Origin of the sequence: Synechococcus sp. CS-1328 (assembly GCF_025128095.1) — a bacterium.
In the GTDB taxonomy this organism is placed as follows: domain Bacteria; phylum Cyanobacteriota; class Cyanobacteriia; order PCC-6307; family Cyanobiaceae; genus CBW1002.
The window spans coordinates 114311-140053 of record NZ_JAHLYT010000071.1 but is presented as its reverse complement, the minus strand read 5'-3'; the positions used below and the strand labels follow the sequence as shown (position 1 = coordinate 140053).

General features: G+C 64.7%; 27 protein-coding genes. 10 read left to right on the top strand and 17 right to left on the bottom strand.

Annotated elements, in window-relative coordinates; all coding sequences use genetic code 11:
* The first annotated feature begins 16 nt into the window (after positions 1–16).
* Genes mnmH through KQ310_RS14070 form a run of 4 tightly spaced genes read left to right on the top strand, consistent with a single transcriptional unit; the run spans position 17 to position 3681 of the window.
* Entirely contained in the window at positions 17–1147 is a 1131-nt protein-coding gene (gene mnmH / locus KQ310_RS14085) for a tRNA 2-selenouridine(34) synthase MnmH (protein WP_259722354.1), read from the top strand.
* Between the two features lie 23 nt (positions 1148–1170).
* Complete coding sequence (psb28, locus tag KQ310_RS14080; protein WP_259722353.1) at positions 1171–1539, top strand: photosystem II reaction center protein Psb28; 369 nt, start codon at positions 1171–1173, stop codon at positions 1537–1539.
* A gap of 40 nt (positions 1540–1579) precedes the next feature.
* Entirely contained in the window at positions 1580–2653 is a 1074-nt protein-coding gene (locus KQ310_RS14075; protein ID WP_259722352.1) for an AI-2E family transporter, read from the top strand.
* Positions 2650–3681: an AI-2E family transporter gene (locus tag KQ310_RS14070; protein WP_259722351.1), complete on the top strand. Its 1032-nt coding sequence runs from the start codon at positions 2650–2652 to the stop codon at positions 3679–3681. Before KQ310_RS14075 ends, KQ310_RS14070 begins: the two co-directional genes overlap by 4 nt.
* 102 nt (positions 3682–3783) lie before the next feature.
* On the opposite strand, the gene KQ310_RS14065 is transcribed toward KQ310_RS14070, so the two are convergent.
* The 7 genes from KQ310_RS14065 to rsmA all read right to left on the bottom strand — a co-directional run bounded on the left by KQ310_RS14065 (position 3784) and on the right by rsmA (position 9815).
* Positions 3784–3990: a hypothetical protein gene (locus KQ310_RS14065; RefSeq protein WP_259722350.1), complete on the bottom strand. Its 207-nt coding sequence runs from the start codon at positions 3988–3990 to the stop codon at positions 3784–3786.
* Positions 3990–4961 (bottom strand): protein translocase subunit SecF, encoded by a 972-nt coding sequence (gene secF / locus KQ310_RS14060; protein ID WP_259722349.1) that lies wholly within the window; start codon positions 4959–4961, stop codon positions 3990–3992. The genes KQ310_RS14065 and secF overlap by 1 nt, the downstream gene beginning before the upstream one ends.
* Complete coding sequence (secD, locus tag KQ310_RS14055) at positions 4958–6475, bottom strand: protein translocase subunit SecD (RefSeq protein ID WP_259722348.1); 1518 nt, start codon at positions 6473–6475, stop codon at positions 4958–4960. Before secD ends, secF begins: the two co-directional genes overlap by 4 nt.
* Position 6476: 1 nt before the next feature.
* On the bottom strand, positions 6477–7460 hold the full coding sequence (locus KQ310_RS14050; protein WP_259722347.1) for a pyruvate dehydrogenase complex E1 component subunit beta: 984 nt from the start codon (positions 7458–7460) through the stop codon (positions 6477–6479).
* A 175-nt stretch (positions 7461–7635) separates the two neighbouring features.
* Positions 7636–7950 (bottom strand): DUF3082 domain-containing protein, encoded by a 315-nt coding sequence (locus KQ310_RS14045; RefSeq protein ID WP_259722346.1) that lies wholly within the window; start codon positions 7948–7950, stop codon positions 7636–7638.
* Entirely contained in the window at positions 7947–8900 is a 954-nt protein-coding gene (ispE, locus tag KQ310_RS14040; RefSeq protein WP_259722345.1) for a 4-(cytidine 5'-diphospho)-2-C-methyl-D-erythritol kinase, read from the bottom strand. Before ispE ends, KQ310_RS14045 begins: the two co-directional genes overlap by 4 nt.
* Before the next feature lie 60 nt (positions 8901–8960).
* Positions 8961–9815 carry a 16S rRNA (adenine(1518)-N(6)/adenine(1519)-N(6))-dimethyltransferase RsmA gene (rsmA, locus tag KQ310_RS14035; protein ID WP_259722344.1) on the bottom strand — a complete coding sequence of 285 codons (855 nt, stop codon included), beginning with the start codon at positions 9813–9815 and terminating at the stop codon, positions 8961–8963.
* A gap of 93 nt (positions 9816–9908) precedes the next feature.
* Between rsmA and KQ310_RS14030 the strand changes: the two genes are divergently transcribed.
* Positions 9909–10178, top strand: coding sequence for a hypothetical protein (locus KQ310_RS14030; RefSeq protein WP_259722343.1), 270 nt, complete (start codon positions 9909–9911; stop codon positions 10176–10178).
* A 62-nt stretch (positions 10179–10240) separates the two neighbouring features.
* Here KQ310_RS14030 and KQ310_RS14025 read toward each other — a convergent pair whose 3' ends face one another.
* Positions 10241–10630 carry a YraN family protein gene (locus KQ310_RS14025; RefSeq protein ID WP_259722342.1) on the bottom strand — a complete coding sequence of 130 codons (390 nt, stop codon included), beginning with the start codon at positions 10628–10630 and terminating at the stop codon, positions 10241–10243.
* 218 nt (positions 10631–10848) lie between these two features.
* On the opposite strand from KQ310_RS14025, the gene KQ310_RS14020 reads away from it, so the two are divergent.
* On the top strand, positions 10849–11298 hold the full coding sequence (locus KQ310_RS14020) for a pentapeptide repeat-containing protein (protein WP_259722341.1): 450 nt from the start codon (positions 10849–10851) through the stop codon (positions 11296–11298).
* A gap of 242 nt (positions 11299–11540) precedes the next feature.
* On the opposite strand, the gene KQ310_RS15890 is transcribed toward KQ310_RS14020, so the two are convergent.
* Together KQ310_RS15890 and KQ310_RS14010 are read right to left on the bottom strand one after the other, a co-directional pair.
* Positions 11541–11975 (bottom strand): hypothetical protein, encoded by a 435-nt coding sequence (locus KQ310_RS15890; protein ID WP_311134748.1) that lies wholly within the window; start codon positions 11973–11975, stop codon positions 11541–11543.
* Between the two features lie 47 nt (positions 11976–12022).
* Complete coding sequence (locus tag KQ310_RS14010; protein WP_259722339.1) at positions 12023–13474, bottom strand: ammonium transporter; 1452 nt, start codon at positions 13472–13474, stop codon at positions 12023–12025.
* A 295-nt stretch (positions 13475–13769) separates the two neighbouring features.
* Between KQ310_RS14010 and KQ310_RS14005 the strand changes: the two genes are divergently transcribed.
* The 4 genes from KQ310_RS14005 (at position 13770) to KQ310_RS13990 (ending at position 16976) form a co-directional block, all read left to right on the top strand.
* Positions 13770–14111, top strand: coding sequence for a P-II family nitrogen regulator (locus KQ310_RS14005; protein ID WP_259722338.1), 342 nt, complete (start codon positions 13770–13772; stop codon positions 14109–14111).
* 133 nt (positions 14112–14244) lie between these two features.
* Positions 14245–15501, top strand: coding sequence for a glutathione S-transferase family protein (locus tag KQ310_RS14000; RefSeq protein ID WP_259722337.1), 1257 nt, complete (start codon positions 14245–14247; stop codon positions 15499–15501).
* An 81-nt stretch (positions 15502–15582) separates the two neighbouring features.
* The gene (locus KQ310_RS13995) at positions 15583–16305 is read left to right on the top strand and encodes a M23 family metallopeptidase (protein ID WP_259722336.1); all 723 of its coding nucleotides are present in this window, start codon (positions 15583–15585) and stop codon (positions 16303–16305) included.
* A 188-nt stretch (positions 16306–16493) separates the two neighbouring features.
* Positions 16494–16976 (top strand): DUF2808 domain-containing protein, encoded by a 483-nt coding sequence (locus tag KQ310_RS13990; RefSeq protein WP_259722335.1) that lies wholly within the window; start codon positions 16494–16496, stop codon positions 16974–16976.
* A gap of 1 nt (position 16977) precedes the next feature.
* Here KQ310_RS13990 and KQ310_RS13985 read toward each other — a convergent pair whose 3' ends face one another.
* The 7 genes from KQ310_RS13985 to KQ310_RS13955 form a co-directional block, all read right to left on the bottom strand.
* Positions 16978–17286: a hypothetical protein gene (locus KQ310_RS13985; RefSeq protein WP_311134747.1), complete on the bottom strand. Its 309-nt coding sequence runs from the start codon at positions 17284–17286 to the stop codon at positions 16978–16980.
* 198 nt (positions 17287–17484) lie between these two features.
* Positions 17485–19653 (bottom strand): glutamine synthetase III, encoded by a 2169-nt coding sequence (locus KQ310_RS13980; protein WP_259722334.1) that lies wholly within the window; start codon positions 19651–19653, stop codon positions 17485–17487.
* A gap of 76 nt (positions 19654–19729) precedes the next feature.
* Positions 19730–20122 (bottom strand): Hepatitis C virus core protein, encoded by a 393-nt coding sequence (locus tag KQ310_RS13975; RefSeq protein ID WP_259722333.1) that lies wholly within the window; start codon positions 20120–20122, stop codon positions 19730–19732.
* Between the two features lie 32 nt (positions 20123–20154).
* Positions 20155–21873: an NAD-dependent malic enzyme gene (locus KQ310_RS13970; RefSeq protein WP_259722332.1), complete on the bottom strand. Its 1719-nt coding sequence runs from the start codon at positions 21871–21873 to the stop codon at positions 20155–20157.
* A 101-nt stretch (positions 21874–21974) separates the two neighbouring features.
* On the bottom strand, positions 21975–22706 hold the full coding sequence (locus KQ310_RS13965; protein WP_259722331.1) for a pirin-like bicupin family protein: 732 nt from the start codon (positions 22704–22706) through the stop codon (positions 21975–21977).
* A 16-nt stretch (positions 22707–22722) separates the two neighbouring features.
* Positions 22723–24960, bottom strand: a complete 2238-nt coding sequence (locus KQ310_RS13960) for a cellulose synthase catalytic subunit (RefSeq protein WP_259722330.1) — start codon at positions 24958–24960, stop codon at positions 22723–22725.
* A complete protein-coding gene (locus tag KQ310_RS13955) occupies positions 24960–25667 on the bottom strand; it encodes a DUF4079 domain-containing protein (RefSeq protein ID WP_259722329.1) in 708 nt (235 codons plus the stop codon). The genes KQ310_RS13960 and KQ310_RS13955 overlap by 1 nt, the downstream gene beginning before the upstream one ends.
* Positions 25668–25743 lie beyond the last annotated feature (76 nt).

Below are 25743 nucleotides of genomic sequence, written 5' to 3'. Positions count from 1 at the left end.
GCAGCGCCCCACCGCCATGAGCCTCCGCGACAACCGATCCGTTGCCCTGGATCCCACGGTTCTGCCTGGGATCGCCAGTAATCCCGTAGGCCCTGCTGCACTGCCAGTCAGTGCTTTTCTGGCGGCGTCTGGTCCGGTGGTGGATGTGCGCAGCCCCGGCGAATTTCGCCAGGGCCACATCCCCGGTGCCTGCTCGTTGCCCCTGTTCAGCGATGAAGAGCGCGCCGAGATCGGCACTCTGTACAAACAGGAGGGCCGCCCCAGTGCGGTTCGGCGCGGGCTGGAGCTGGTCGGTCCGAGGCTGGTGGACCTGGGAGACAGGCTGAGCGAACTGGCCAGCGCCGATTGCAGCGGAGCAGGGCAGGTGTCCGATCTGCGGCTGCACTGCTGGCGAGGGGGCATGCGCTCGGCAAGTGTCGCCTGGCTGGCCTCCACCCTGGATCTGCCGGTGGTCCTGCTGGAGGGGGGCTACAAAGCATTCCGTCGCTGGGTGCTGCAGAGCTTCGAGCAGCCCTGGCCGCTGCAGCTGCTGGGGGGACGCACCGGCTGCGGCAAGACCGATCTGCTGGAGGCGATGGCCGCCCGGGGCCTGGCGGTGATCGATCTGGAGGGCCTGGCCCATCACCGCGGCAGCAGCTTCGGCGGCCTGGGACAACCGGAACAGCCGAGCAGCGAACATTTTGAGAATCGACTGGCGCTGGCGCTGCTGCACCAACGCAACGCCAACGCCATCTGGGTGGAGGCCGAAAGCGCCCAGGTGGGACGCTGCCGGATTCCGCGGGCGTTCTGGCAGCAGATGGTGCAGGCGCCGGTGCTGGAGATCCAGCGCTCCGAGCCGGAGCGGATCGAGCGGTTGGTGGCGGTTTACGGCCGCCAGGATCCTGACGGCCTGCGCCAGGCCACCGAACGGATCGCTCGCCGGCTGGGTCCGCAGCGCACGGACACTGCCCTGAAGGCAATCGCAGCGCAGAACTGGGCCAGCGCCTGCAAGGCCATGCTCGACTACTACGACCGCTGCTACGACCACGAGCTGGATCGTCACCCTGCGCCCAGCCTCGGACGCCTCGATCTCAGCGGCCTGAGTGACACGGCCGCCGCCATTCGGCTGGAACGCCACCTGCTGGGCGCCGAGCCAGTGCCTGCCTAGGATCAGTTTTTGCCCGAGCCGTCATGGGTGCCGCCATTCAGTTCTTCCGTGGTGTGGATGAGCCGGTGGTGCCCGATATCCGTCTGACCCGCTCCCGCGATGGCCGCACCGGTCAGGCCCTGTTCGTGTTCGAGGAGCCCCAGGCCCTGGCTCCCGAAGCGATGGGCGATATCACCGGCATGTTCATGCAGGACGAAGAAGGCGAGATGGTGACCCGCGAGGTCAAGGCCCGCTTCGTGAACGGCAAGGCCAGTGCCCTGGAGGCCACCTACACCTGGAAGAACACCGCAGACTTCGAGCGGTTCATGCGCTTTGCTGAACGCTATGCCGACAGCCATGGTCTGGGCTTCTCGGGCCAGGAGGAGAAGGAGGTCGAGGACGAAGACTCCTGATCCCAACTGAGCCCAGGCTCCACCACAAGAGGATGGGATCGTGACGTTCGGTCAGTGGCTCGGGCTTGCCGCCCTGGTTGCCTCCCTGCTGCTCCTCTGGAGCCTGCGGGAGGCCTTGGTTCTGGTGTTCGCTGCGATCGTGCTGGCGATGGCGCTCTGCACCCTGGTGGGCCAGCTGCGCCGTCGGCTGCGCTGCCCGCGGCCCCTGGCACTTCTGCTCAGCCTCGGACTGCTGCTGGTCGTGGTGCTGGTGGTCGGTACCGCCGTGATCCCCGCCTTCGTGGGGCAGTTTTCTGAGCTGTTGCAAAAGATCCCCCAGGCAGGGCGCGCCCTGCTGGAACTGCTGCGGCAGGCCATGGACAGCGCCAGCAGGATGCTCTATGGCCGCAGCGATGGTGCCCTTGACTGGTTGCAGCAGGGGTTGCAGGGGGCCAATCCAGCCGGCAATCTGGCCGGCCAGGTCAGCGGCGGTGCCCTCCGCATTCTCGGACTGGCCGGCAACGTCGGCACCGGCCTGATCCAGACCCTGTTTGTGGTGGCGGTGGCGCTGATGATCGCCAGCCAGCCTGAGGCCTACCGGGAGGCCCTGCTGCTGCTGGTGCCGTCGTTTTATCGGAGGCGATTCCGCGCCGTTCTGATTCAGTGCGGCAATGCCCTCAGTGCCTGGATGGTGGGGGTCCTGATCAGCTCCACCTGCGTGGGAGTGCTGGCGGCCATCGGCCTCTCCCTGCTCGGGGTGAAGCTGGTGGCCGCCAATGCCCTTTTGGCTGGCCTGTTGAACGTGATCCCCAACGTGGGTCCCACCCTCAGCACCCTGTTTCCCATGTCCGTAGCGCTGCTGGAGAGCCCCTGGAAGGCCCTGGCGGTGCTGGGCCTGTATGTGGGGATTCAGAACCTGGAGAGCTATGTGATCACTCCCTCGGTGATGCACCACCAGCTCCAGTTGCTGCCGGGCCTCACCCTGATCGCCCAGTTGCTGTTCACGGTGTTGTTCGGCCCCCTAGGCCTGCTGCTGGCCCTGCCACTGGCCGTGTGCCTGCAGGTGATGGTGCGGGAAATCGTGATTCGTGACGTCCTCGATCCCTGGAAGTTGCAACGAGCCACTGCGTCATGAGTTCGCGCACACTGCTCGGTGCTCTCTCCCTGATCGTGCTGGGCCTGCTGGCCTGGGAGCTGCGATGGGTTTTGCTGATTTTATTCGGCGCCATCGTCCTGGCAGTGGCGCTCGACGTCCCGATCACGCTGCTGCGTCGGTTGCTGCCCCTGAACCGGCCAACGGCCCTCGCTCTGGTGCTGGTGGTGCTGCTGGTGGCTGGCACCCAGTTGGGTGGCCTGCTCCTGCCGGAGCTGTTCACCCAGGTGAACGACCTCACCCAGCTGCTGCCGGCCCTGACCCAGAAGCTGGCCGCCCTCGCCGCCAACGTTCCCGGCTTCACCCGGCTTGAACAACAACTGCTGGAGGGCAGCACCTGGGAGAAGCTGCAGCCCCTCGGCGGCCAGCTGATCGGGGTGGCTGGTGGCGCCGCCAACAGCACGATCCAGCTGGTGTTGATGGTCCTGCTCTCCATCCTGCTGGCCCTGGATCCCCGCAGCCATCAAGGCCTGGTGGTGGCCGCCACACCACGCTTCTACAGGCTGCGCATGCGCCAGTTGCTGGGCGACTGCCGAGAGGCCCTGGGGGGCTGGCTGGCCGGGATGACCCTGTCGGCCGTGGTGGTGGGTCTGCTCACCTGGGCCGGACTCGCCTTGCTGGGAGTGCCGCTGGCCCTGCTCAGTGCGCTGGTCTGCGCCCTGCTCACCTTCGTCCCCACGATTGGGCCCACGGCCGCCACCCTGCTGCCCCTGGCGATGGCCCTGCTGGTCTCGCCCGCCAAGGTGCTGCAGGTGCTGGTGCTGCGGCTGGTGCTGCAGAACGGCGAGGCCTTTCTGCTCACGCCGGTGCTGCTCAGCCGCACGGTGAACCTGCTCCCCACCGTGGCCCTGATGGCCCAGCTTTGCCTTGGAGCCCTGTTGGGCCTGCCGGGCGTGCTAATTGCCCTGCCGTTGGTGGTCGTGTTGCAGGTGATCGGCCAGGAGGTGGTGGTGGCCGAAATCATGGATCGCTGGGATGGAAACCGGCCGCCCAGTGATGAAGCGAGTTGACTGAACGTGCTTTAGCTGAAGCTTTCTGGATTTTCCTTGCTGAAGCGTTCTGGAGGGTCTGACTTAACCCATCTGGATGCTGGAGGCCATGCTGGCCAGCACTCAGCGTCGGTAATGCCGCCAAAGCGACGGTTGAAGCAGCAGCACCAACACCGCCAGGGGATGGGCACCGATCGCGAAACCCAGTGCCGTGACGGTCAGATGATCCAGCAACAGCTGCAGTTCCACCCGTAGATCAGCCAGGGCAAAGAGCAACAGGGCGATCGGCACCAGCAGACCTGCCTTGCTTCGCCGCACCGGGGTGTCCATCAACGGGACAGGAGAGGCAGAAGCGTCGGAGCGATGCCGATGCTTGACCAACTCCCCACCGAGATGCCGATGGTGAGCGCCACAGCGAACCAGAACAGGCTGCTGCCACCGAAGAAGATCAGGGCCACCAAGGGCAACAAGGTGGTCAGTGAGGTGTAGAGCGAGCGGGTGAGGGTGGCATCGACAGCCACGTCCACCTGATCGGTGATGGGAAACTGGCCCAGCAAGGATTTCTGCTCGCGAATCCGATCGAACACCACCACGGTGTCTGTCACCGAATAGCCGGCCACGGTGATCAGAGACACGGCAAAAAGCGAGTCGACCTCAATGCCCTGAAGCAGACCCAACCAGGCGAACACCCCACAGGTGATCAACACATCGTGGCCCAGGGCCAGAAGGGCAAGAAAGGCAAAAACCCGGTCGTAACGGAGGGTGATGTAGGCCGCGATCGCCGCAAAGCTCACCAGCAGCGAAAGCAGGCTGCCCTGCAACAGCTGGGCTCCGAGCGTCGGCCCGATCGTGTTCACCGACGTGCCGGTCTGATCGAGGGGACCCACATCGGCAGCCATCTCCACAATCACCGCAGCGCTCTGGGCTGGAGCAAGAGCCGGCAGTCGCAACACCACAGACTTGCCCTGATCCAGCACCTGCACCGCCACGCTGGAGATGTTCGGTGCCTGCTCCCCTGCTTCGGTGGGGAGGCTGATCCTGGACAACCGCTGCTGGATCTCCTGTCCATTGATCGCAGAACAGGGGCCTGGGTTGCACTGCCGCTCGATCTGGATCTGGGTGCCGCCGGTGAAATCGAGGCCCGGTTTCAGTGGCGCACCGATCGAGGGCGTGACCCAGCAGATCGCCAGGCCGACCACGCTCAACAGGCAGGCCAATCCAGACCCGATCCAGGCGACGCGTCGATGCCGGCTGATGCGGAGAAAGCGAAGGGGAGGAAGGGACGGAAGGCTTGCGGTCATGCGGCGGTGCCGGGGAGCTGGGTGGCAGGCAGGAAGTAGGTGGAACGGCGCAGGGATGGATAGCTCATCAGCAACCGCAGCAGGGTGCGGGTGCAGGTCAGCGCGGTGAACAGGCTCAGCAGCAGACCGATCGCCAGGGTGACGGCAAAGCCCTTGACCAGACCAGTGCCGAGCGCGAACAGGGCGACGCAGCTGATCAGTCCGGTGACGTGACCATCGAGGATCGAGGAGAGGGCAAGGGAGAAACCGCAATCAATCGAGCGGATCAAGGTGTTGCCCTGGCGCAGTTCCTCCTTGACCCGCTCGAAGATCAGAACATTGGCATCCACCGCCATGCCGACGGAGAGGATGAACCCAGCGATGCCTGGCAGGGTGAGGGTTACAGGAATCAGGGCATAGATCGCCAGGTTGAACAGGGCGTAGAGGCTCAGGGCCATCACCGCGACCAGGCCCGGCAGGCGGTACACCCAGACCATGAAGACCGCCACCAGAGCCAGGCCGGAGAGCGCCGCCACCAGGCTGGTGCGGACGTTTTCGGCCCCAAGGGATGGACCAACGGTTCTGACCTCCACCACCTTCACGGGCAGGGGCAGGGAGCCGCCGCGCAGCTGCACTTCCAGATCCCGAGCTTCCTCGGCGCTGAAGTTGCCGGTGATGCTGGCGGAGCCACCGGCGATACCGGCAGCCTTGAACTCGGGTCCCACCGTGGCCTCACTGATCGAGCGGCCATCCAGCACGATGCCAAGCAGGCGTCCGGTGCCGGCGATCGACTGGGTCAGGGTTGCGAACTTCTCGCCACCTTCGCGATTGAACCCGAGGGTCACCTCCCAGCCGGTACCGCTCTGCTGTTGCTGGCGTCCGGCCGTGACCAGATCCTTGCCCGTCAGGCCCGTGGGTTCAAACAGGTCAACAATGCGGCGGTTGGCTGCATCCAGCAGCAACTTGAGCTGATCGATTTCGCTGCTGCCGGCTGGAACGGTGATGCCCATGCTGCGCATCGCCTCGGCCAGGTCTTCCGGCTTGAAATCAGGTGGTGGCGGAGGGGCTGGTGCTCCAGGAGCAGCGGGTGGCTCGTTGACGGTGGCGGTGCGGCGCTCCTTGCTGCGCAGCACAGCTTCGGACTGGCGCTTGAGGGCCAGCAGGCCGCTCATGGACTGCTCGCTGCCAGCCTTCTGGGTGCGGAACTCAAGCAGGGCCGTGGTGCCGAGCACCTTGGCGGCACGGCTGGGATCCTGCTCACCGGGCAGCTGCAGAACCATCTGGTCGTTGCCCACCGACTGGAGGGTGGATTCGGCCACACCCAGACCGTTGATGCGGCGTTCCAGCACCTCCTTGACGGCCTCCAGCTGTTCTTTTTCCACGGTCTTGATGGCACCGGCCGGCAGCACCTGCAAGGTCAGCTGGCTGCCGCCGCGCAGGTCGAGACCGAGCTGCAAGGGATAACTGGCAAGGAGGGCTCCGGCGGCGATCGCCAGGGCCAGGATCAAGGCGAACCACCCCTGTTGACGTGCCATCTCAGATCAGGCCCGCCTTGAGCTGCCTTGCAGCGTCCACGATCTGGTGGGGCTGAATGATCGTGAGGTTTTCAAGGGCACCGTTGTAAGGCGTGGGGATGTCCTGGGAGGACAGCCGCACCGGCCGGGCATCGAGATCGTCGAAGCAGTGCTCGGTGATCAGGGCGATCAGTTCGGCGCCGATGCCGCCGGTCTTCATGCACTCCTCCACCACCAGCACCTTATGGGTCTTGCGGATCGAGCGGGTGATGGTTTCCATGTCGAAGGGCTTGAGGCTGATCAGGTCGATCAGCTCGACGCTGACCCCCTCGGCCTCCAGTTGCTCCACGGCCTTGAGGCAGTGGTGACGCATGCGCGAATAGGTGAGGATCGTCACGTCGCTGCCTTCCTGCACCAGCTCGGCCTGGTCGAGGGCGCAGACGTAGTCGCCGGAGGGAATGTCCTCGGAGAGGTTGTAGAGCAGCACGTGCTCAAAAAAGAGCACCGGATTGTTGTCGCGGATGGCCGCCTTCATCAGGCCCTTGGCATTGGTGGGGGTGCTCACAGCCACGATCTTGATGCCCGGCACCGCATGGAAATAGGCCTCAAGCCGCTGGCTGTGTTCGGCACCCAGCTGCCGCCCCACCCCACCAGGGCCGCGCACGACGGTGGGGATGGTGTAATTGCCGCCGCTGGTGTATCGCAGCATCCCCATGTTGTTGGAGATCTGGTTGAAAGCCAGCAACAGGAAGCCCATGTTCATGCCTTCCACGATCGGCCGCAGGCCCGTCATGGCAGCTCCCACGGCCATGCCTGTGAAGCTGTTTTCGGCGATGGGCGTATCCAGCACCCGCAGTTCGCCGTACTTCTCGTAGAGATCCTTGGTGACCTTGTAGGAGCCGCCGTACTGGCCCACGTCCTCACCCATGACGCAGACGTAGGGGTCTCGGGCCATCTCCTCGTCGATGGCGTCGCGCAGGGCGTTGAACAGAAGAGTTTCAGCCACTGCCGAGCGGGGTCCAGATTCGCGCCAACTTATCTCAGCCGCCCGCAGCAAAAGTGCTCAGCAGCAGCACCGAGAGCAGCAGGCCCGGCAGCAGCAGCGTGACCAGCAGGCCCAGGTCGTGGGGAGTCATCGGATCAGGTCCACCATCAGGGAAGACCGTGCGAGGTCCCCGAGCTTAAGGAGTCTGCTCGCTTCCGGCTGGGCGCAGGCTGCGCAGGAACACCAGAAACAGCCCCAGACCGATGAAGCCAAAGCTGAAGGTCGCCAGAAAGCACATGCCCACCACCAGGGTTTTCACGGCGGTGGCGATGCTCTGGGCCATCGCCGAGCCGTAGCTGGGCGGATGGTCGATGTAGTACCCCACGACCCGCTGGCTCACCCCCAGGCTGAGCCAGCCGAGCAGGGCACTGGTGAGGGCACCCGAGAGGAAGCTGAGCGGGCCCTTGCGGGGCTGGTCGGTTGTGGAGGGCGTGGCCTCGGGTTCGCTCATCGGTCGGCGGCGGCGACTGGGTCCAGGCTGACACCGGAGCCGCTGCAGCGGCAGCACCAGGCCTCAAAGCCGCCTGCTCGCAGCGCCCCTCCCCCGTGTTCCAGAGCCCGCTCCGCTTCGGTCAACGTGCTGAACAGGGCGAACAGGCTGGGACCGGACCCACTCATCGCCACCGCCAGGGCCCCAGGGGCCTGCCGCAACAGCTCCAGCCCCTCACGGACGCAGGCCACCTCTGGCTCCACCACGGTCTGGAGGTCGTTCTGCAGGGGCGGCCAGGGGGCCTGGCCCTGCAGAGCCGCCAGCAGGGGCCCCTGGCGCAGGGCCTGGCGGCGTTGTTCGAAGGCAGTTTCGCCCTCGAGGTAGCTGGCCTGCCTGAGCTGGCGGCACAGTCCGTAGGCCCAGGGTGTCGAGACGCTCACCTCAGGGTGCTTGATCAGCAGCACGCCAAGGGGCAGCGGCTCGGGTAAGGACACCGGCTCCAGCAGCTCTCCACGCCCGAAGCAGAGCTGGGTGCCGCCGGCCAGGCAGTAGGGCACGTCGGAGCCGAGCTCCGCAGCCAAATGCAGGAGCTCGGAGCGACCCAGACCCAGATCCCAGAGGGCATCCAGGCCCACAAGGGCCGCTGCCGCGTCACTGGAGCCTCCCGCCAGACCCGCTCCAATCGGGATGCGCTTCTCCAGTCGCATGCTGGCGCCAAGATCAGACCGGCCGACGTGCTGTCGCAAACGATCGGCCGCCTTGATGATCAGGTTGTTGCCATCGTTCGGCAGATCCGAGCGATCACTACAGAGCGTCAGTGTGGCGTCTGAGCGCGTCTGGAGATGCAGCCTGTCGTGCAGATCAAGGGTCTGCATCACCATCGCCAGCTCGTGAAAGCCATCCGGCCGACAGCCCAGCACCTCCAGGTGGAGGTTGATCTTGGCGGGGGCCCGCACACTGAGCTCTGCCATGGCAACAGGCGGGCGGCGCCATCGGCCGCGTGGACTGAGCCTGAGTCTGCAGGAGCTGGGTCAGGACTCGCTGGAGGGGGAGGCGGATCCGCAGGGCTCGGCCTGCACGCCGCGAGGCTCAAGAGCCGTGGCCAGAGCCACCCATTGGGCGGGAGCGAGCATCTGGGGGCGATCCTGGAGGTCGATCCCGGCCTCTGCCGCCACGGCAAACAACTCCTGGCCACCCACAAGGCCGGAGAGGCTGTTGCGCAGCATCTTGCGCCTGGCGGCAAAGCAGCGGCGCAGCAGCAACTCCACAGCCCGGGCCAGGCGTGGCTCAAGGCGCTCGGAAGCCGCCAGCGGCTCCAGGGCAATCACTTCGGACATCACCTTCGGCGGCGGCTGAAAGCACCGCGGCGGCACGCTGCAGACCGAGTGGCAATGGGCCAGCAACTGCATCCGCACACTCAGCGCCGAGTAGGCACTGCTGCCGGGATGGGCCCGTATCCGCTCGCCCACCTCCTGCTGCACCAGCAACACCAGACCCGCATAGGGCGGGTCCACGGGCCGATCGAGGCGGCCCAGCAGCCTGTCCAGCAGGGGCCCCGTGATGTTGTAAGGGATGTTGGCCACCACCTTGTCGGCCGCTGGCAGGTCGACCACGAGGGCATCTCCCTCGATCAGGTGAAAACGAGGATCCTGCGTAAAGCGCTGTCGCAATCCCTGAACCAGGTCCCGATCCAGCTCCACCGCCTGCACCGAGGCCGCCGGCGAAGCCAGAAGCCTCTCGGTCAGGGCGCCGCGTCCAGGGCCCACCTCCAGGACCCGATCCGCAGCGCCCAGCTGAGCGGCGGCCACGATGCGATCCAGCACAGCTTGATCGATCAGCCAATGTTGGCCAAAGCGTTTGCGCGCCCGGTGGGCAGCGAATGTCATGGCAGACCGGGAACAGGCATCCAGATTGCGGCGGCGCGTGCCGAGCCTGGCTATGCAGAACGTAGCGTCGCTTGTCGCCACGAGGGTTCTGTCATGCTCCGCCACCCTTCGACTCTGATCTGTTTCGGCGTTGCTCTGATCGGGGCGGTGCTGCTCTCGCCGTCGCCGGCTCAGGCCGGCAGTGCAACAGCTGAATCGGTCTGGAACAAAGCCAATGCCCTGCAGCGGGCCATGCAGCAGATGCCGAGCGGAGCCACGCTGACCGGCCAGCGCTGCCAGGAATTCGGCGTGGGCTTTGACAACACCCGCTACCGCTGCTCGGTGCAATACACCACCGACCCGACCCCCACCCCGGCGCCGTAGCAACCAGGCATCACCCAGACAAGTTGAAGCTCAAACCAGTTCAACCTCAAACCAGATCAGCCTCAACCCAGACCACCCTCGATCCGCAGCCAGCGCACTGCAGCCAGCCCCACCGGCAGCGGCACCAGGGCCAGCACCACCTCCACCGGTCGATCGCCCAGATGGGGGTGGGCAGCCTGCCAGCAGGCCCAGGCCCGAGCCAGCCGCCTCCGCTTGATCACGCCGAAGGCCGCCACGCCGGCTCCATCGCGGCCGGAACGACGACGGGCTTTCACCTCAACCAGCAGCAGGCGCCGCGGTTTTGCCAGCACCAGATCCAGTTCTCCCCAACGGCAGGACCAGTTGCGGGCAAGGACGGTCCAGCCATGCCGCTGCAGCAGCAGCGCCGCCCAGGCTTCCGCCCCCTGGCCCCGTTCCTGGGTGGAAGGTCTGCAGGGGCGGGGCGGTCCCATCGATCCAGGCCAGGAAGGTCACCAGGGGAGAGTTCCCCAGAGCTGTCAGAGCGGCAGGATCCGTCCCGCACTGTTCCTAGGGTTGGACAACCCGACGATTCGCCATGGCCAGGGCCTCTCAAGGAGCGTCTCCGACCCCGCTGGTCCCTGCGTTCTGCCAGACCCCGGGGCGAAGCAGGGATCTCTGGAGAGGTGTGCTGGCCGGCTGCCTCAGCGCCATGGTGTTGCTGCTGGGTGTCCTGAGCTGGGCAACGCCAGCGCCGGCGGCGATGGACTATGCCAAGCAGGTGCTGATCGGTGCGGACTTCCGGGAGGCGGACCTGCGCGGCGTGACCTTCAACCTCACCAACCTGCGCGATGCCGATTTCACTGGCGCCGATCTCCGCGGCGCCAGCCTGTTCGGAGCCAAACTGCAGGACGCCAGCCTGCGCGGCGCTGATCTGCGCGAGGCCACCCTGGATTCGGCGGTCTTCAATGGAACCGATCTTCGCGATGCGGTGCTGGAAGATGCCTTTGCCTTCAACACCCGCTTCCAGAGTGTGGAGATCGACGGTGCCGACTTCACCAATGTTCCCCTGCGCGCCGATGCACGCAAGGCACTCTGTGCTTCAGCCGCCGGCACCAACCCGGTGACCGGGCGCCAGACCCGCGACACCCTGGGCTGCTGAACACCATGAGCTTCGATGCCCACAGCCTGGAACGGCTGAAGGAACTGGGACGAGCCTTGCCCCAACCCCTGCCTGTGCCTCAGCCCAAGCCAGCCTCTGGCCCCAAGGCCAGCGAACGGCGACATCGGATCGAAACTGAAGAAGATCCTGCCGAACTGTTTCGCGAGCTGATGCGGGTCAGTCCAGACGGGACGGTGCCCCCCCATCTCATGGATCGCTTGCGCCAAATGGAGGGTCAACAATCAGGCGTTCTCGATACCAATCAGCCAGATTCCCTGCAGGCTGCCTCGAGCGGAAGCAAGGACACTGACGCCAGGAACGCCAATCGACGAAGCAAAGGCGATTCCCAGCGGCGCGTTCAACCCACTGCGCAAGCCGGTCGCCAAGGGGCTGGACTGATCCAGCAGCATCCCGACCTGTATGCCGCCTTCCAGCAGCTCCTGCTTGAAGACGACGATGCCTGAGCGTTGAGCCCCTGGCAACCAAGACAGATCTGATCGCGGACTCGCCGAGCAAGCTTCTGCCAGAGACCAGAACATCTGCCTGAAGGCGATCAAGGAGACAGCAAAGATTGAGCAGAGGAAACCATCTGAGCCACAGATGCAGACACAACAATCAAAAGTCGCCAATTCAGGCTCCAGAAGAACCAGAATCGGCGACGAAGTTGATGAAAGCAAGTGTTAATCCAGATCAATCACTTGGCAGACACTCACTTTAAAGATACTCACTTTGCAGAAGGAGCAAAGTCGGGATAGGCTTCCATACCATGCTCGCTGATGTCGAGACCTTCGATCTCCTCAGACTCGTGAACACGGATGCCTCCGGTCATTCCTCCAAGCACTGACCAAGCAATCAAGGAGGTGACAATCGCGAAGATGGCATAGGCAACAACCCCCAGGATCTGAAGACCCAGCTGGTTGAAACCATGGCCATAGAGCAGGCCGTTTCCCTGATGGAACAGACCAACTGCAAGGGTTCCCCAGATGCCGCAGGTGCCGTGAACGGACCAGGCACCCACGGGATCGTCAATTTTGAGGCCATCCACAACAGCAACGGATAAGACCACCAGACCACCGGCGATGAAGCCAACCACCCAGGCCCCCACCATGGAATACGAGTCGCACCCGGCTGTGATACCAACGAGGCCAGCCAGGATGCCATTGACGGTCATCGTGAGGTCGGGCTTGCCGCCACGGATCGCAGACAACAGGGTGCCTGAGATGGCTCCGCCAGCCGCACCCAAAGTGGTGGTGACCGCCACATAGGGAACTGTCTCGTTCATCGAGAGAACGGAACCAGGATTGAAGCCATACCAGCCGATCCAGAGAATCAGGCAGCCCAAGGTGGCAATCGCCATGTTGTGGCCAGGCAGAGCCATGGGCTTACCACCCACGAACTTGCCGATACGGGGACCAAGAATGATCGCCCCAACCAAGCCAGCCCAGGCACCAACTGAGTGAACCAGGGTGGAGCCGGCGAAGTCAATGAAGCCCAGTTTGTTCAACCAGCCTTCGGCGTTCCACTTCCAGGAACCAGCAATTGGATAGATGAAGGCAACAAGAATCAAGGAGAACCAAACGAACTCCTTAAACTTGATGCGCTCAGCTACAAGGCCAGAAACGATGGTTGCTGATGTTCCCGCGAAGGCAACCTGGAAGAGGAAGTCAACGCTTGGCACAAGCGCACCATCTTTGACCATGTCCGGAGTGACCGTCGGATCAAAGAAAAAGAAGGTGCTCTTGATGAACAGCCAACCGGAAACAACCGGATCGCCGTACATCAGCGAAAATCCGATCAACCAGTAAGCACTCGCAGCCAGAGCAAAAACAATCAGGTTTTTGAGCAGGATGTTGACGGCATTCTTTTGCCGGCACATTCCCGCCTCCACCATGGCGAAACCGGCGTTCATGAAGATCACCAGAATCGCGCAGATGAAGATGAATAAATTGTTTGAGAGGAATGCCAACGTGAGCTCAGGTAGCTCAGCGGCGTGGGCAGAAAGGTTGAACACCCCCAGACCGAAGAGGGCCAGGGGCACGCAGGCCAGCCAGATCAGGCCGCGCTGGGATGTGAGACCACGGAGCCTGCGCAAAAGCAGGGCCGGGGCCTCATTCAGACTCGCCTCCTGCAGACGCCTCGAGGCGTGGCGTCTGGGGGCGTGCGGAGCAACTGTCATGGAGCGTGATGACTCGAAAAAAAGCAGAGGCTGCACGGGAGTGGAAAGCACGAAGCTCTTCCCTGAGGTCCAAAAGTGCTCGCTAAGGCACCTTTGCCAAGTGTCGGTCGCTACCAAATTGCCAATCCATGCCCCGATGGGCCTGTCATTCCTCAAGCCGCAAGCTCCGAGCCAGTCCTGCTCGGGCGGACCTCCGGTTAGCGATTCGTAGCATCTGCCATTGCGTCTGGCAACATTGGCTACACATCCGGCGCCGAACCCTGACAAAATAGAACTCCAGCCACTTGCCAAAGCCTTGAAACAGATTCAGGCCATCATCCGTCCCGAAAAGCTCGACTCCGTCAAGGACGCACTGGTGGAGGTGGGCATCAATGGGATAACCGTGACCACCGTGCAGGGCTTCGGCAAGCAGATGGGTTACACCGAGGTCTACCGCGGCGTCAAGGTGGAAGCACGACTTCTCTCCAAGACACTGCTCACCCTGGTGGTGACCGATGCGAGCTGCGACAAAGTGGTTGAAGCTCTGCTCAAGAGCGCCCAGACCGGTGAGATCGGCGACGGTAAGATCATCATCACCAACGTTGAAAATGCAATTCGTATCCGTACTGGTGAGTCTGGAGATGTCACCCTCATGTGAGATCCTTATCTTGGAGACACCGCTGAGCCCCTGAATTTTTTGTACGGTCCACTCCTTAAGTCACTCGGGGCTAAGGGAGTGGTTTTTTTTGCGCCAGTCACGCCGACAGGCGCCATGCTCGATGATGCGTCTCATGAGCAGAGATTCTTCGTCTACCCCATGGCCAGTCGACCTGCCGCTCGACTGGGGTGCCCTGCAGAGGCTCGCTCCGATCGAGGCGGATCGAGTCGAAGGTCCAACCAATTCCCAGTCGACCTTGAGGCTGTTCGGGCAGCCTGAGACGTCCGTTCGGGTCACTCTGTACCGCGACCACCACGCCTGGTGCCCGTACTGTCAGAAGGTGTGGCTGTGGTTGGAGGAGCGGCAGGTTCCCTATCGCATCCGCAAGGTCACGATGTTCTGCTACGGCGAGAAGGAGTCGTGGTACCGCCAACGGGTTCCCTCAGGGATGTTGCCCGCGCTGGAGATCGATGGACAGCTGGTCACCGAGAGCGACCACATCCTCGAAGCTCTGGAAGCCAATTTTGGACCATTGGGCCCAGGCATGAACGATCCAGCTGTGCTGCCCTTGCGGCGGCTGGAACGCCTGATCTTTCGATCCTGGTGTCAATGGCTCTGTGAACCGAGCCGTTCGATCGAGCAAGAAAGCCGCCGACGTGATGGGTATCGCCGTGCTGCCAAGGACATGGAAACAGCCCTGCAGCAAACTCAGGGTCCCTTCTTTCTGGATGGCTTCAGCACCGCCGACCTCGTGTTCGTGCCCTATCTCGAGCGAATGGCGGCGAGCCTGCTCTACTACAAGGCCTACGCCTTGCGTCAGGAGCATCCCGCCATCGATCGCTGGTTCCAGGCCCTCGAGCAACGCGCCACCTACCTCGGCACCCAGAGCGACAGTCACACCCACGCCCACGATCTGCCCCCCCAGATGGGAGGCTGTTATCCCAGTGGCACTACTGAACAGCAGGCCATCGCCCGACGCATCGATCAGGGGCCCTGGCCGGTCCAGCTGCCCGATCCCGAGACCTCCGCAGCCGCTCCAGACGATGCCGCCGCCGTCGCTCTGGCCAGGGTTCTGCGCCATCGGTCCGTGCTGCTGGAGCGCCATCCAGCCAACAGCGGTTTTGATCAGGCCCTGCGCGCCGCCCTGACGCGCCTGATTCAGGGCTCGGCCTGCGTCCCGCCTCCGGGCTGTGCCGTGCGGCTTCGCGACCTGCGGGATCACATCAGCGTTCCCCGTGACATGCCTCTCCATTCAGCCCGGCTGTTGCGCCAGGCCCTGGAGGACACAGCACGGCTCGATCCTCTCAGCCCCGATGAACAGCCCCCAGCCATCCCGCAACACCATCGCCGCGATCAGGATCCGCGCCCATTCCTGACAACCAGTCGCTGAAGCTGTCCCTGCCGCTGGCCGGTGACACGCAGATAGCGCAACCTGCGGAGGTTCTGGAGTTCCTCGCGAACGGGTGCTGTGATGGCCTCTGCCTGCACGCTGGCCCTGCTGTTTGCCCTCCTGGTCGCGACACCGGCCTGGGCTGCCGACGACGAGCTTCTTCAACAAGCGATTCCCACCAGACCCGAGATCATCCCCACCCGTCTGACCGTGGCCGACGTCCTGCCGACTGCTGGCCCGTCGGTCGAGCTGGCTGCACGCGACGACCTGGCTGCGCGCCACAACCCTGTGGCCCCAGGGACGGATCCCATCCCCCCTCTGCTGGATCCCCTGGCCGGTGCGACCCAGCAGACGGACCCCTGGGGCTGGCGCTTTTCCGAAGCCCGCAGCGCCTGGCGCATGCATACGGGCCTCGACCTCGCCGCACCCCGTGGCACAACCGTTCGGGCAAGCCTTGCAGGACGGGTTGTTCTGGTTGAAGAGGTTGGTGGCTATGGCCTCACCGTGGTGCTGGCTCACACCGACCGACTCGAGACGCTGTACGCCCACCTTGACACCACGCCTCTCCAACCTGGTGATGCGGTGCAGGCTGGCCAGCCGATCGGCCGGGTTGGCATGAGCGGGCAGGCGACCGGTCCGCATCTCCATTTTGAACTGCGCCGTCGTGGCGGAGTTGGGGTCGAGGCAATCGACCCCACGCCCCATCTGACTCGGCTGATTCCTCCACCCGTTCTGCCGCCCCTCCCCGAATCAGCACCGGGACGGCTGGCTTCGCTCACGGAGCCCAGCGTGGCCGCGCCATGACCACGACCCTCCACAGCAAAAGGCTTCGGTTCCTCCAGCACACCATGGAGAAGCTTGGCAACGCCCAGGGTCAAAAGCCTCTCGAGCTCCGTCTGGCAGCAAGCGGTCTGGGGCGGCTCTGGAAACGGTGCCACCCTGGAGTTGTGCTGCTGTGTTGTCTGGCCTGCGGGCCAGGACTGCAGCCCTCGATGGTTGCAGCTGCCGAGCTGCGCGGCAGCAGCGTGTTCCTCAGAGCTCCCTGGAAAGTCGATCTGAGGAGTTACACCACCAATGTGTTCGAACGCTGGGCTGAGTACTACTTCACCCTCACCCTTGCCGAGGATGCAGGCGCCGCTCTGGCAGGTCTCACCATCCAGCAGACCCGTGGTGCCGACTGGCAATTCCCCTTCAGCCCGGAGAGAACCCGTGCCTTTTTGGGGGAGCCCCGACAGGAAGGGGCTCCGATTGCCGTGCAAGCCAGCTTTGACCAGGAACGCCGCCGCTTCAGCCTGCAGTTTCCGGAGCCGATCCCGCCGGGGAACATGATCACGGTGGTCCTGAGGCCCTGGCATAACCCTGCTCAGGCCGACACCTATATGTTCCAGGTGGAGGCTATACCGGCTGGACCTAATCCAGTTTCTGCAGCTGTTGGATCAGGAACCTTGCGGATCTACTCAATTGACCGTTACTGATTCAACAACCGGGGTATCTCAACGTCCGCCAATCACCATTGGTTGTGCTCACCTCAACCCCAATACCAACGGGGCTGCCGACGGAACCACCCATCTCCTGCCACCAACTGATCGCTTCACTCCAGGCCGCCTCGAGCGAGTCGTAGAGATCATCCAGGACCGGGTGGGGCAAGCCCTGCAGATCAACCAACCGATACAGGCGTGGGCTGACCGACTTGAAGCCACCACCGCGCTCCAATGGACGCGGTGGGGCGGAGGTTGAGAGGCTGCTGCGCGAGGAGGGGTAACGGGAGGCGCTGGCAGGCGACATCGAAGCAGACATCGGCAAGCACACAGAAAGGCCATCAACGATCATGGCTCCTGTGACAGCTGCTGACTGTCACCTTTACGACATCTTCAGAAGCTCACGACGCCAAGGCGCCAGCGCTCGGCCATTAAAAAGCCCCGAAGGGAGGCTTCGGGGCTGAGATCAACGGGATCTCCGGCTAAGGCTGGGCTCAGGTCAGGCTCAACGCACGAACAGCATCTCCTGGTAGGAGGGCAGGGGCCAGAGATCGTCGTCCACCAGGGCTTCAAGCCCATCCACTGCAGCGCGCAGGTCTGCCATCAAGGGCAGCAGAGTTTCAGCACAGTGACGCATGTGGGCCTCAGTGCCGTGGGGGGGCTGATCAATCGCCGCCTGGAGGGAGCCGCTGACTTCCATCAAGGTCTGGCTGAGGGAGGCCACCGCATTCTGGGTTTCAGGAGACACCTGCAGGCCCATGGCGGTCTGCAACTGCAGCGAACCGGCCAATTCACCCAGATAGCGCATGGCGGCAGGGTAAATCTGAGACCGGGCAATCTGGACGGCCAGCTTGGCTTCCACTTCAATCGCAAGAACGTATTGCTCTGCGTAGACCTCGAAACGGCTCTCCAGTTCGACCGGTGTCAGAACACCGGTGTGCTCAAACAGTTCACGCGTGGAAGCGCGCTGCAGCACCGGCAGGGCATCCGCTGTGGTGCGAAGATTTTCCAGCCCTCGCTCCTCAACAGCCATGCGATGCCAGGCATCGGAATAACCATCGCCACCGAACACCACGTTGCCGTGCTGTTCCATGATCTCCTTGAGCACCGCCAGACCGGCTTCTACCAACGAGGTTCCACCGGATAGCTTGCCTTCCAGCTGATCGGACACCCAGGTCAGTGAATCGGCCAGGATCGTGTTCAGAGACACCAGTGGTCCGGCCACGGACTGACCCGAGCCCACGGCACGGAATTCGAAGCGGTTGCCGGTGAAGGCAAAGGGGGAGGTGCGGTTGCGGTCGCCGGCATCCTTGGGAAATTCGGGAAGCGTCGCCACGCCGAAATCCATCATGCCGCCGATCGCGGAACTGCTCAGGCGCCCTTCACGGATCTGGGTGAACACATCCTCCAGCTGGCTGCCCAGGTAGACCGAAATGATCGCCGGGGGTGCCTCGTTGGCCCCGAGGCGATGGTCATTGCTGGCTGTGGCAATCGCCGCCCGCAGCAGGGGGCCATACAGATGAACACCGCGGATCACCGCACCGCAGAACAGCAGAAACTGCAGATTCTCGTGAGGTGTGTTGCCGGGATCGAGAAGGTTGCCCTGGGTGGCGTTACCGATCGACCAGTTGACATGCTTGCCAGAGCCGTTGATGCCGGCAAATGGCTTCTCATGCAGCAAGCAGGCCATCCCGTGCTTCTTGGCCGTGTTACGCAGCACGGTCATGGTCAGCTGCTGGTGGTCGGTGGCCACATTGGCCGCCTCAAAGTAGGGAGCCAGCTCGAACTGGGAGGGAGCCACCTCATTATGGCGGGTCTTGGCAGGAATGCCGAGCTTGTAGAGCTGGCGCTCCACGTCCTGCATGAACACCTGCACCCGTTCGGGGATGGCGCCGAAGTAGTGGTCATCGAACTGCTGACCCTTGGCAGAAGATTTGCCGAACAGGGTGCGACCGGCCAGCAGCAGGTCGGGGCGCAGCGGCAGATAGGCGTTATCGATCAGGAAATACTCCTGCTCGGCACCACAGCTGGAATTCACCGGGGCGATCTCGGTCTCACCCAGCAGGCCCAGCAGGCGTTGGGCCTGGGCGTTGACGGCAGCGTTGGATCGGAGCAGGGGGGTCTTCTTGTCGAGTGCTTCACCGGTCCAGGAGACGAAGACGGTGGGGATGCAGAGGGTGACGCCATTGGGCGTCTCCATCAGATAGGCCGGACTGGTGATATCCCAGGCGGTGTAGCCGCGGGCTTCGAAGGTGGAGCGGATGCCGCCATTGGGGAAGGAGGAGCCATCCGGCTCGCCCTGCACCAGAAGTTTGCCGGTGAATTCGGTGATGGCGCTGCCATCTCCCTGGGGGGAGATGAAACCATCGTGTTTTTCGGCGGTGGAGTTGGTAAGTGGATAAAAAACGTGTGAATAATAGAGAGCTCCCCTTGAAGTGGCCCAATCCTTCATCGCCTGGGCCACCACATTGGCCACCGACACATCGAGCTTGCTGCCGTTCTTGATGGTGCGCTGCACCGACTTGAAAATCTCCTTCGGCATCGCCGCCTTCATTTTGGCAAGCGTGAACACGTCGCTGCACCAGAGCTCTTCAAGGCTCTGGACCGGAGCGGTGGCCACCGGCTGTCGTTGCTGAATCTGCTGTGCAACGGCGAAGCGCTGGGGGCTGGGCATGGTGAAGAACGAGAGGCGGATGGATGACATCCAATCCCGGAACCCCTCCCTCTCCTTGCAGCGGTTGCTACAGAACTCAGCCCAGGTAGTGGCGATGCACCGGCCGGCACCAGTACACCAGCACCGCCACGTTGGCGATCCACACCAGGGGGAGCAGCAGGGCCAGCAGCGGTCGACCGGAGGCCACCAGGGCAAGCCGCACGATCCCATAGGAGAGGCTGGTCGCCAGACTCATGGACAGGGCCACGATCGCCAGAATCTGACCCCAGCGTCGCCAGCGCAGCAGGGCGATACAGGCCACAAGACCCACGGCGATCGTGGGCAGGACAGCGCTGCTGATCACCACCAGATTGGCGACCTTCAGGTCAGGATCCAACAGAATCACCGCCAGGCCGAGCGGGATCGCCAGGATGTTGGCGATCAGTCCGGCCCAGGCCAGGCTCTGATAGCCGCTTGGGGGATCCTGCATGGGGGGGCGCGTTCAGTGCGGAGGGGGAACGATCAGATGGCTTGCACCGGGCCATAGTCTGCGCTCCAGCGCGCCGCCTCCAGACAGGCCCGGGCCTCCGCTTCCGTGGTGGCATGGCAGGCCAGGCCCTCGGCCACGGCGATGAGGGCCACGGCTTCGGCCACCGAGGCGGAGATCGACTGCACCTCACAAAGCGCCGGCATCAGAGGCGCGTCCGGATCCCTGGCCGCCGGGATCCTCTCCGCCAGGGCCAGGGTGGCGGATTCAATCATCGCCTCACTCACCTGGCGCGCGCCCACCGCCACCGCAGCGAAACCCAGACCCGGATAGAGGAAACAGTTGTTGCATTGCCCGATCCGTCGACTCTGACCCTCGACAACCACGGGATCAAAGGGGCTACCCGTGGCCACCAGGGCCCGCCCATGGCTCCAGGCCAGCAGGTCGGCAGGGGTGGCCTCAGCCAGGCTGGTGGGGTTGGAGAGGGGAAGGATCACCGGACGGGGCACCACGGAACCCGGCAGGGTGGACCCACGGCCTGACCCGTCGCCGTCGAGGCCACGCAGCATCGCCTCCACCACCTCCTGAGTGAAGGCCCCCGCAACGGTGGAAGTTCCGATCAGCACGCTGGGCCGCACCGCTTCCACCACCGCCAGCAGGCCAATCCGGCCCGAAGCATCCCGGCGGAAGCTGCCGTCCTCCTGGCGGGGACGGCCGAAGGCCGCAGCGGCCTCACCCTCGTCACCATCCAGTAGCAGGCCGTCGCGATCGATCGCCCAGATGTGGGCCCTGGCCTCCGCCTCCCCCATCCCCTCGCCCCGCAGCAACCGCACCAGCCGATCGGCGATCCCGCAGCCGGCGGTGCCAGCGCCGAACACCACAATCCGCTGCCCGCTCAGCTGCCGCCCCTGACCGCGGCAGGCCGCCAGGATTGCCGCTGCGGCCACCCCACTGGTGCCCTGGATGTCGTCGTTGAAGCTGGCAATCCGCTGCCGGTAGAGCGCCAGGTTGTGGCGCGCCTGGTGGGTGCCGAAGTCTTCCCAGTGCAGCAGGCAACCCGGCAGGGTGCTGTCCACCGCGCAGACGAAGCGCTCGATGAACCGGTCGTAGGCCTCTCCCCGCAGCCGCTGCTGCCGCAGCCCGGGATAGAGGGGGTCATCCAGCAGCTCCTGGCGGTCAGTCCCCACATCCAGCACCACCGGCAGCATCTGGGCCGGATGCAGGCCGGCGCAGAGGGTGTAGACGGCCAGCTTGCCCAGGCAGATCTCGATGCCCCCCACCCCCTGATCCCCGATGCCGAGGATGCCCTCCGAATCGGTCACCAGCACCAGGTTCACCGAGCGGCCCGCCGCAGCCTGTTGCAGCAAGGTCTCCAGCCGGTCCTGCTGGGACGGCACCAGATAGACCCCCTGACTGGGACTGCGATAGCGGTGGCCGAAACGCTGGATGGCGCGCCCCACGGTGGGGGTGTAGACCACCGGCAGCGCCGCCTCGATGTGATCGCTGAGGAAGCGGTAAAACAGCACCAGATTGCTCTGGCGCAGCTGAGCCGCAAAGGCGAATTTCTCTAGGTTGTCGTCGAGAGCGTCAAAGACCTGCCAGGCACGCTCGGCCTGCAGCTCCAGCGATTCCTCCTGCCAGGGGAGCAGCGCCTCGAGGCCGAGCTCCCGCCGCTCCTGCCTGGTGAAGGCCGTGTCCTTGTTGAGCAGCGGATCGGCGAGCACGGCAGCCCCCCGCAGACGCGTGGCCTGCACCGGATGGATCGCGGGAGAAGGAACAGACACCGGAGACGACCTGGCAACCGACAGCGCTGCCGGCGGGGGTCCTCACCCTGCCATGGGCCTGGGCTGGGCGATCAACGCAGCTCGAAGAGCAGCACGTCGGCAGGCTCACGGCCCGCACGGAAGGCCTCGATCGAGGCGGCGTCAAAGCCGAGGCCGTCACCCGCCAGCAGAGAAGCGCCAGCCTCGGCAATCTCCAGGCTCCCCTCGATCATCTGGACCCATCCCTGGCTGCCGGGCGCGAGCGGGTTGGCCAGTCGATCGCCCGGCTGGGGCCGGGCCCGCCAGAGCCGCACCGGGCGCTCGATCGCCATGGCACCACCAGACCCTTCCGGATCGAGCAGAGGGGTCCAGTCTGAACCGATGGCGAAGGGCTTCTGCTCATAAGCGGGGGGAATGCCGAGGCGGCTGGGCTCGATCCAGATCTGCAACAGCCGGCAGGGCGTGGAACCGTCATTGATCTCGCTGTGGACCACGCCGGTGCCGGCACTCATCCGCTGGACTTCGCCAGCCCGCAGGATCTCGGTGTGGCCCATCGAGTCGCGGTGGTGCAGCTCCCCCTGCACCATCACGGTGATGATCTCCATGTCGCGGTGGGGGTGCATGCCGAAGCCCCGGCCGGCGGCGATGGTGTCGTCGTTGATCACCTTCAGCGGACCGAAGCCCATCCAGGCGGGATCGAAGTGATGCGAGAAGGAAAAGGTGTGCCAGCTCTCCAGCCAGTCGAAGCTGCTGTGGAAGCGCTCACCAGCGCGGCGACAGAGCAGCAGCGGAGAGGGTCTGGCCTCAAGGGGAGCGGCGGGCATGGGGGTTATACGGACTTCAGTGAACTCTGCGATCCCTTGCCGTGTCTGGCAAGCCTTCAGCCCAGCTCCGCTGGGGGATCAGGCTGCGCTGAAACCAGGTGTCGGGCCCGCAGGGGCGCAGCAGCAACCGCAGCACCGCCGGCAGGGCCAGCAGCTCGAAGGGCGCCCTGCGCTGCGGCCAGAGCCGATCACGGCGGTAGAGAAGGGTCTGAAGCTGGTCCCGCTGCTGCGGCGAGAGTGCTCCCCAGCGCCCCGCCAACCGCCAGCCATCTCGCCGCCGCTCGCCCCGCGAGGAGATGACCAGCGGCGACTCCAGAAGCTCCAGGGGCACTGCGTCCAGACCAGGCAAGCCCTCCACAGTCCAGGGAACGTCTGGTGAAACGATGCAGGCTGCTGCTGCCGGGGATGACTGAGCAGGCCCCGCCAGCTCGATCCCTTCTTCGCTGATCGCCATCACCCGCAGGCTCAGCGGTGGCAACGGAGCCCCCTCCTGGATCGGCATCAGCTGGTTCGGCACCAGCTGGATCAGCGGCTGCGGCTCGAGCCGGAACCAGGGCAGATCGCTGTCGGCGCTGCGATCCCAGCAGCAGCGCACGGCCAGCAGCAGCAGAAGCAGGTTGGTGCAGGCCCAGACCGTGGTCACGGCCCGGGTGGCGGGCGGAAGCGGAGCCAACGCCACCAGTGCCGGGCTGGGGTGGCCCCACGGCAGCAGATGCAGCAACGCGATCGTCTGCAGGCTGAGCAGAAACAACAAGGGCAGCAGCAACCGCAACGACGGTCCAAGCCGGCGTCCCTGGGGCCGCTGCTTCGGCGTCACATGGAACTGCAGGGGGCGCCCCAGCAGCGTGGCCAGCACGGCGCCGGCCAGGGGAACGACAAACAGCCAGCGGTACAGCTCCGGTAACAGGGCCGTGCGGGCCTGGCCGCTCAACCAGCGGCTCAGGAGCATCTGCGCCAGAAAGAACGGCAGCGCTTGACTGAGCAGGCCGGCAGCGGTGAGCCGGATCGGTGCCACGCCCAGCAGACCCAGGCTCAGCGGGAACAGCAACAGCAGCAGCTGGGGCAGCACGTTGAACCAGTGCAGGATCCCCTCGAGGTAGGCCAGGCGCTGCAATGGGGTCAGGCCACGGATGCGGAAGGGACTGGCACCGGTGCGCAGGATCTGCAAGGTGCCGCTGGCCCAGCGGCAGCGCTGCCGGGTCATGGCGGCAGCCGTGAGCGGCGCCAGGCCGGCACTGAGCTTTTCGGCCACAAAAATGTTGCGGTAGCCGGCCGCCGTGAGCTGGATCCCCGTGGCCAGATCCTCTGACGACGTGCTGGTGTCAAAGCCACCCACCTGCTCAAGGGCGCTGCGTCGCATCACGAAGGACGTGCCGGCGCAGACCACGGCACCGAGGGCCTGGCGGGTGGGTTCGATCCAGCGGTAAAACGTCTCCTCGTCTGGCAGCAGCCACCGCTCCATCGACGCATTGCGCAGCACGGGATCGGCATTCATGTAGCTCTGCGGGGTCTGCACAAACCCCACGCCGGGGTCGTCGAACAGGCCGAGGGTGCGCCGCAGGAATCCGTGCAGTGGCACCACATCGGCATCGAAGACCGCCACCAGCTCGGCGCGGCTGTGCTGCAGGGCGTGGTTGAGGTTGCCGGCCTTGGCATGGAGGCGTTCCTCGCGGCTCAGATAGCGGCAACCCAGCCGGTGGCAGAGCAGCTCCAGCTCAGGGCGGGCAGCGTCATCCAGCAACCAGACGGTCTTGAGGGGATAGTCCATCGCCAGGCAACCGCGCAGACAGCGCTCCACCAACCCAAGGGGCTCGCCATAGCTGGGGACGAACACGTCCACCCACAGAAGGGGGGCTGACGAGAGGTCCGCGACCATCGGCGCCTCGCCGCGGAGTGCCAGAACCGACGGTTGGCCACTCCCAGCCTGCCCAGAGGCCTGCCTGGATGGGACAGCTACAGGCGACTCCAGCCGGCCAGCCGCTGAAACCTGTGCCTGCTCGGCCAGCCGGCGCTGCAGCCGGCTCCACAGCCGGTCGGCTGCAGCATCCACGCTGGCCGCCACCGGCGGTGGCGGCACCAGGGTGAACCAGAGCTGCAGGAAGGTGGTGGCCAGCAGCAGCAACTCCGCCGCCAGCAGCAGCAGGCTCAGGCCAGTGGCCAGCGGTGAACTGAGATTGAGTGTGCTGCCGCAGCGCCAGATCAGATAGCGCGCTGCCAGAACGGTGAGCAGCACCACAGCCCAGGGAAGGCGCATCAACCGGCCGGCGGCTGGGGCGGCGAGCAGACCTGACGGGCAAAGTCGCAGGACGCGATCGCGGGTTTCTGCCAGTTCAGGGGGATCTCGAGCAGATCACGGGGCCCACTGATGCCCTGGGCCAGCAGCAGCAGGCCCGCCAAAGCGCTGGCACTGAGGTGAAGCCGACGCCAGCGGAGGCTGCGAAGAATCTCAGGGCGTGCCGCCACTCCAAACAGCAGCAGGCCGGTGAGGCTCACACCGCCCCAGAAGTGCGATTGCCAGAAGGCCGGCTCCAGGGGGTTATCGCTGAGGCGCCAGACCTCCGGCTGCATGCCCAGGCCAATCACACCGATCCAGCACAACAGGGCGAACGCGGCCCTGTAGGGCGCGGCCTTGGCCCGCCAGAGCAGCACGAGAGAGGCGGCTGTGCCGAGCAGCACCAGCACCAGCAGGAACAGGCGAACCGGGCCGCCCTCGAAGGCGGAGAGGGGATGCTTCGTGCTGATGACCACACTGAGCGCCACCAGTTCGATGGCCACGACGCTGGCGGCCAGCCAACGGCCCAGATCGGCATGATCCCGCCCACTGGTGGGGGGCGTCTTGGCCTGGTTAAGGCGCCGCTGGCGGGTCTGCTGAGCCAGACGCAGCACCATGCCCAGCAGTGGATAGACCACCACCACGGCCAGCACGGGATGCAGCAGCCACAACCAGTCGATCGTCTGCATGGTGGAAGCCTGGATGGAGCGAACCGTAGGAGGAGTACCGCTCAGCTTCAGCAACGGATTCGGCCTGCAGGCTGAA

Excerpts from the sequence above, each read along its gene's own strand:
- mnmH (WP_259722354.1), top strand. The coding sequence starts at position 17 with ATGAGCCTCCGCGACAACCGATCCGTTGCCCTGGATCCCACGGTTCTG.
- psb28 (WP_259722353.1), top strand. The coding sequence starts at position 1,171 with ATGGGTGCCGCCATTCAGTTCTTCCGTGGTGTGGATGAGCCGGTGGTG.
- KQ310_RS14070 (WP_259722351.1), top strand. The coding sequence starts at position 2,650 with ATGAGTTCGCGCACACTGCTCGGTGCTCTCTCCCTGATCGTGCTGGGC.
- KQ310_RS14065 (WP_259722350.1), bottom strand. The coding sequence starts at position 3,990 with ATGGACACCCCGGTGCGGCGAAGCAAGGCAGGTCTGCTGGTGCCGATC.
- secF (WP_259722349.1), bottom strand. The coding sequence starts at position 4,961 with ATGACCGCAAGCCTTCCGTCCCTTCCTCCCCTTCGCTTTCTCCGCATC.
- secD (WP_259722348.1), bottom strand. The coding sequence starts at position 6,475 with ATGGCACGTCAACAGGGGTGGTTCGCCTTGATCCTGGCCCTGGCGATC.
- KQ310_RS14045 (WP_259722346.1), bottom strand. The coding sequence starts at position 7,950 with ATGAGCGAACCCGAGGCCACGCCCTCCACAACCGACCAGCCCCGCAAG.
- ispE (WP_259722345.1), bottom strand. The coding sequence starts at position 8,900 with ATGGCAGAGCTCAGTGTGCGGGCCCCCGCCAAGATCAACCTCCACCTG.
- rsmA (WP_259722344.1), bottom strand. The coding sequence starts at position 9,815 with ATGACATTCGCTGCCCACCGGGCGCGCAAACGCTTTGGCCAACATTGG.
- KQ310_RS14030 (WP_259722343.1), top strand. The coding sequence starts at position 9,909 with ATGCTCCGCCACCCTTCGACTCTGATCTGTTTCGGCGTTGCTCTGATC.
- KQ310_RS14025 (WP_259722342.1), bottom strand. The coding sequence starts at position 10,630 with ATGGGACCGCCCCGCCCCTGCAGACCTTCCACCCAGGAACGGGGCCAG.
- KQ310_RS14020 (WP_259722341.1), top strand. The coding sequence starts at position 10,849 with ATGGTGTTGCTGCTGGGTGTCCTGAGCTGGGCAACGCCAGCGCCGGCG.
- KQ310_RS14010 (WP_259722339.1), bottom strand. The coding sequence starts at position 13,474 with ATGACAGTTGCTCCGCACGCCCCCAGACGCCACGCCTCGAGGCGTCTG.
- KQ310_RS14000 (WP_259722337.1), top strand. The coding sequence starts at position 14,245 with ATGAGCAGAGATTCTTCGTCTACCCCATGGCCAGTCGACCTGCCGCTC.
- KQ310_RS13995 (WP_259722336.1), top strand. The coding sequence starts at position 15,583 with ATGGCCTCTGCCTGCACGCTGGCCCTGCTGTTTGCCCTCCTGGTCGCG.
- KQ310_RS13990 (WP_259722335.1), top strand. The coding sequence starts at position 16,494 with ATGGTTGCAGCTGCCGAGCTGCGCGGCAGCAGCGTGTTCCTCAGAGCT.
- KQ310_RS13985 (WP_311134747.1), bottom strand. The coding sequence starts at position 17,286 with ATGTCGCCTGCCAGCGCCTCCCGTTACCCCTCCTCGCGCAGCAGCCTC.
- KQ310_RS13980 (WP_259722334.1), bottom strand. The coding sequence starts at position 19,653 with ATGCCCAGCCCCCAGCGCTTCGCCGTTGCACAGCAGATTCAGCAACGA.
- KQ310_RS13975 (WP_259722333.1), bottom strand. The coding sequence starts at position 20,122 with ATGCAGGATCCCCCAAGCGGCTATCAGAGCCTGGCCTGGGCCGGACTG.
- KQ310_RS13965 (WP_259722331.1), bottom strand. The coding sequence starts at position 22,706 with ATGCCCGCCGCTCCCCTTGAGGCCAGACCCTCTCCGCTGCTGCTCTGT.
- KQ310_RS13960 (WP_259722330.1), bottom strand. The coding sequence starts at position 24,960 with ATGCGCCTTCCCTGGGCTGTGGTGCTGCTCACCGTTCTGGCAGCGCGC.
- KQ310_RS13955 (WP_259722329.1), bottom strand. The coding sequence starts at position 25,667 with ATGCAGACGATCGACTGGTTGTGGCTGCTGCATCCCGTGCTGGCCGTG.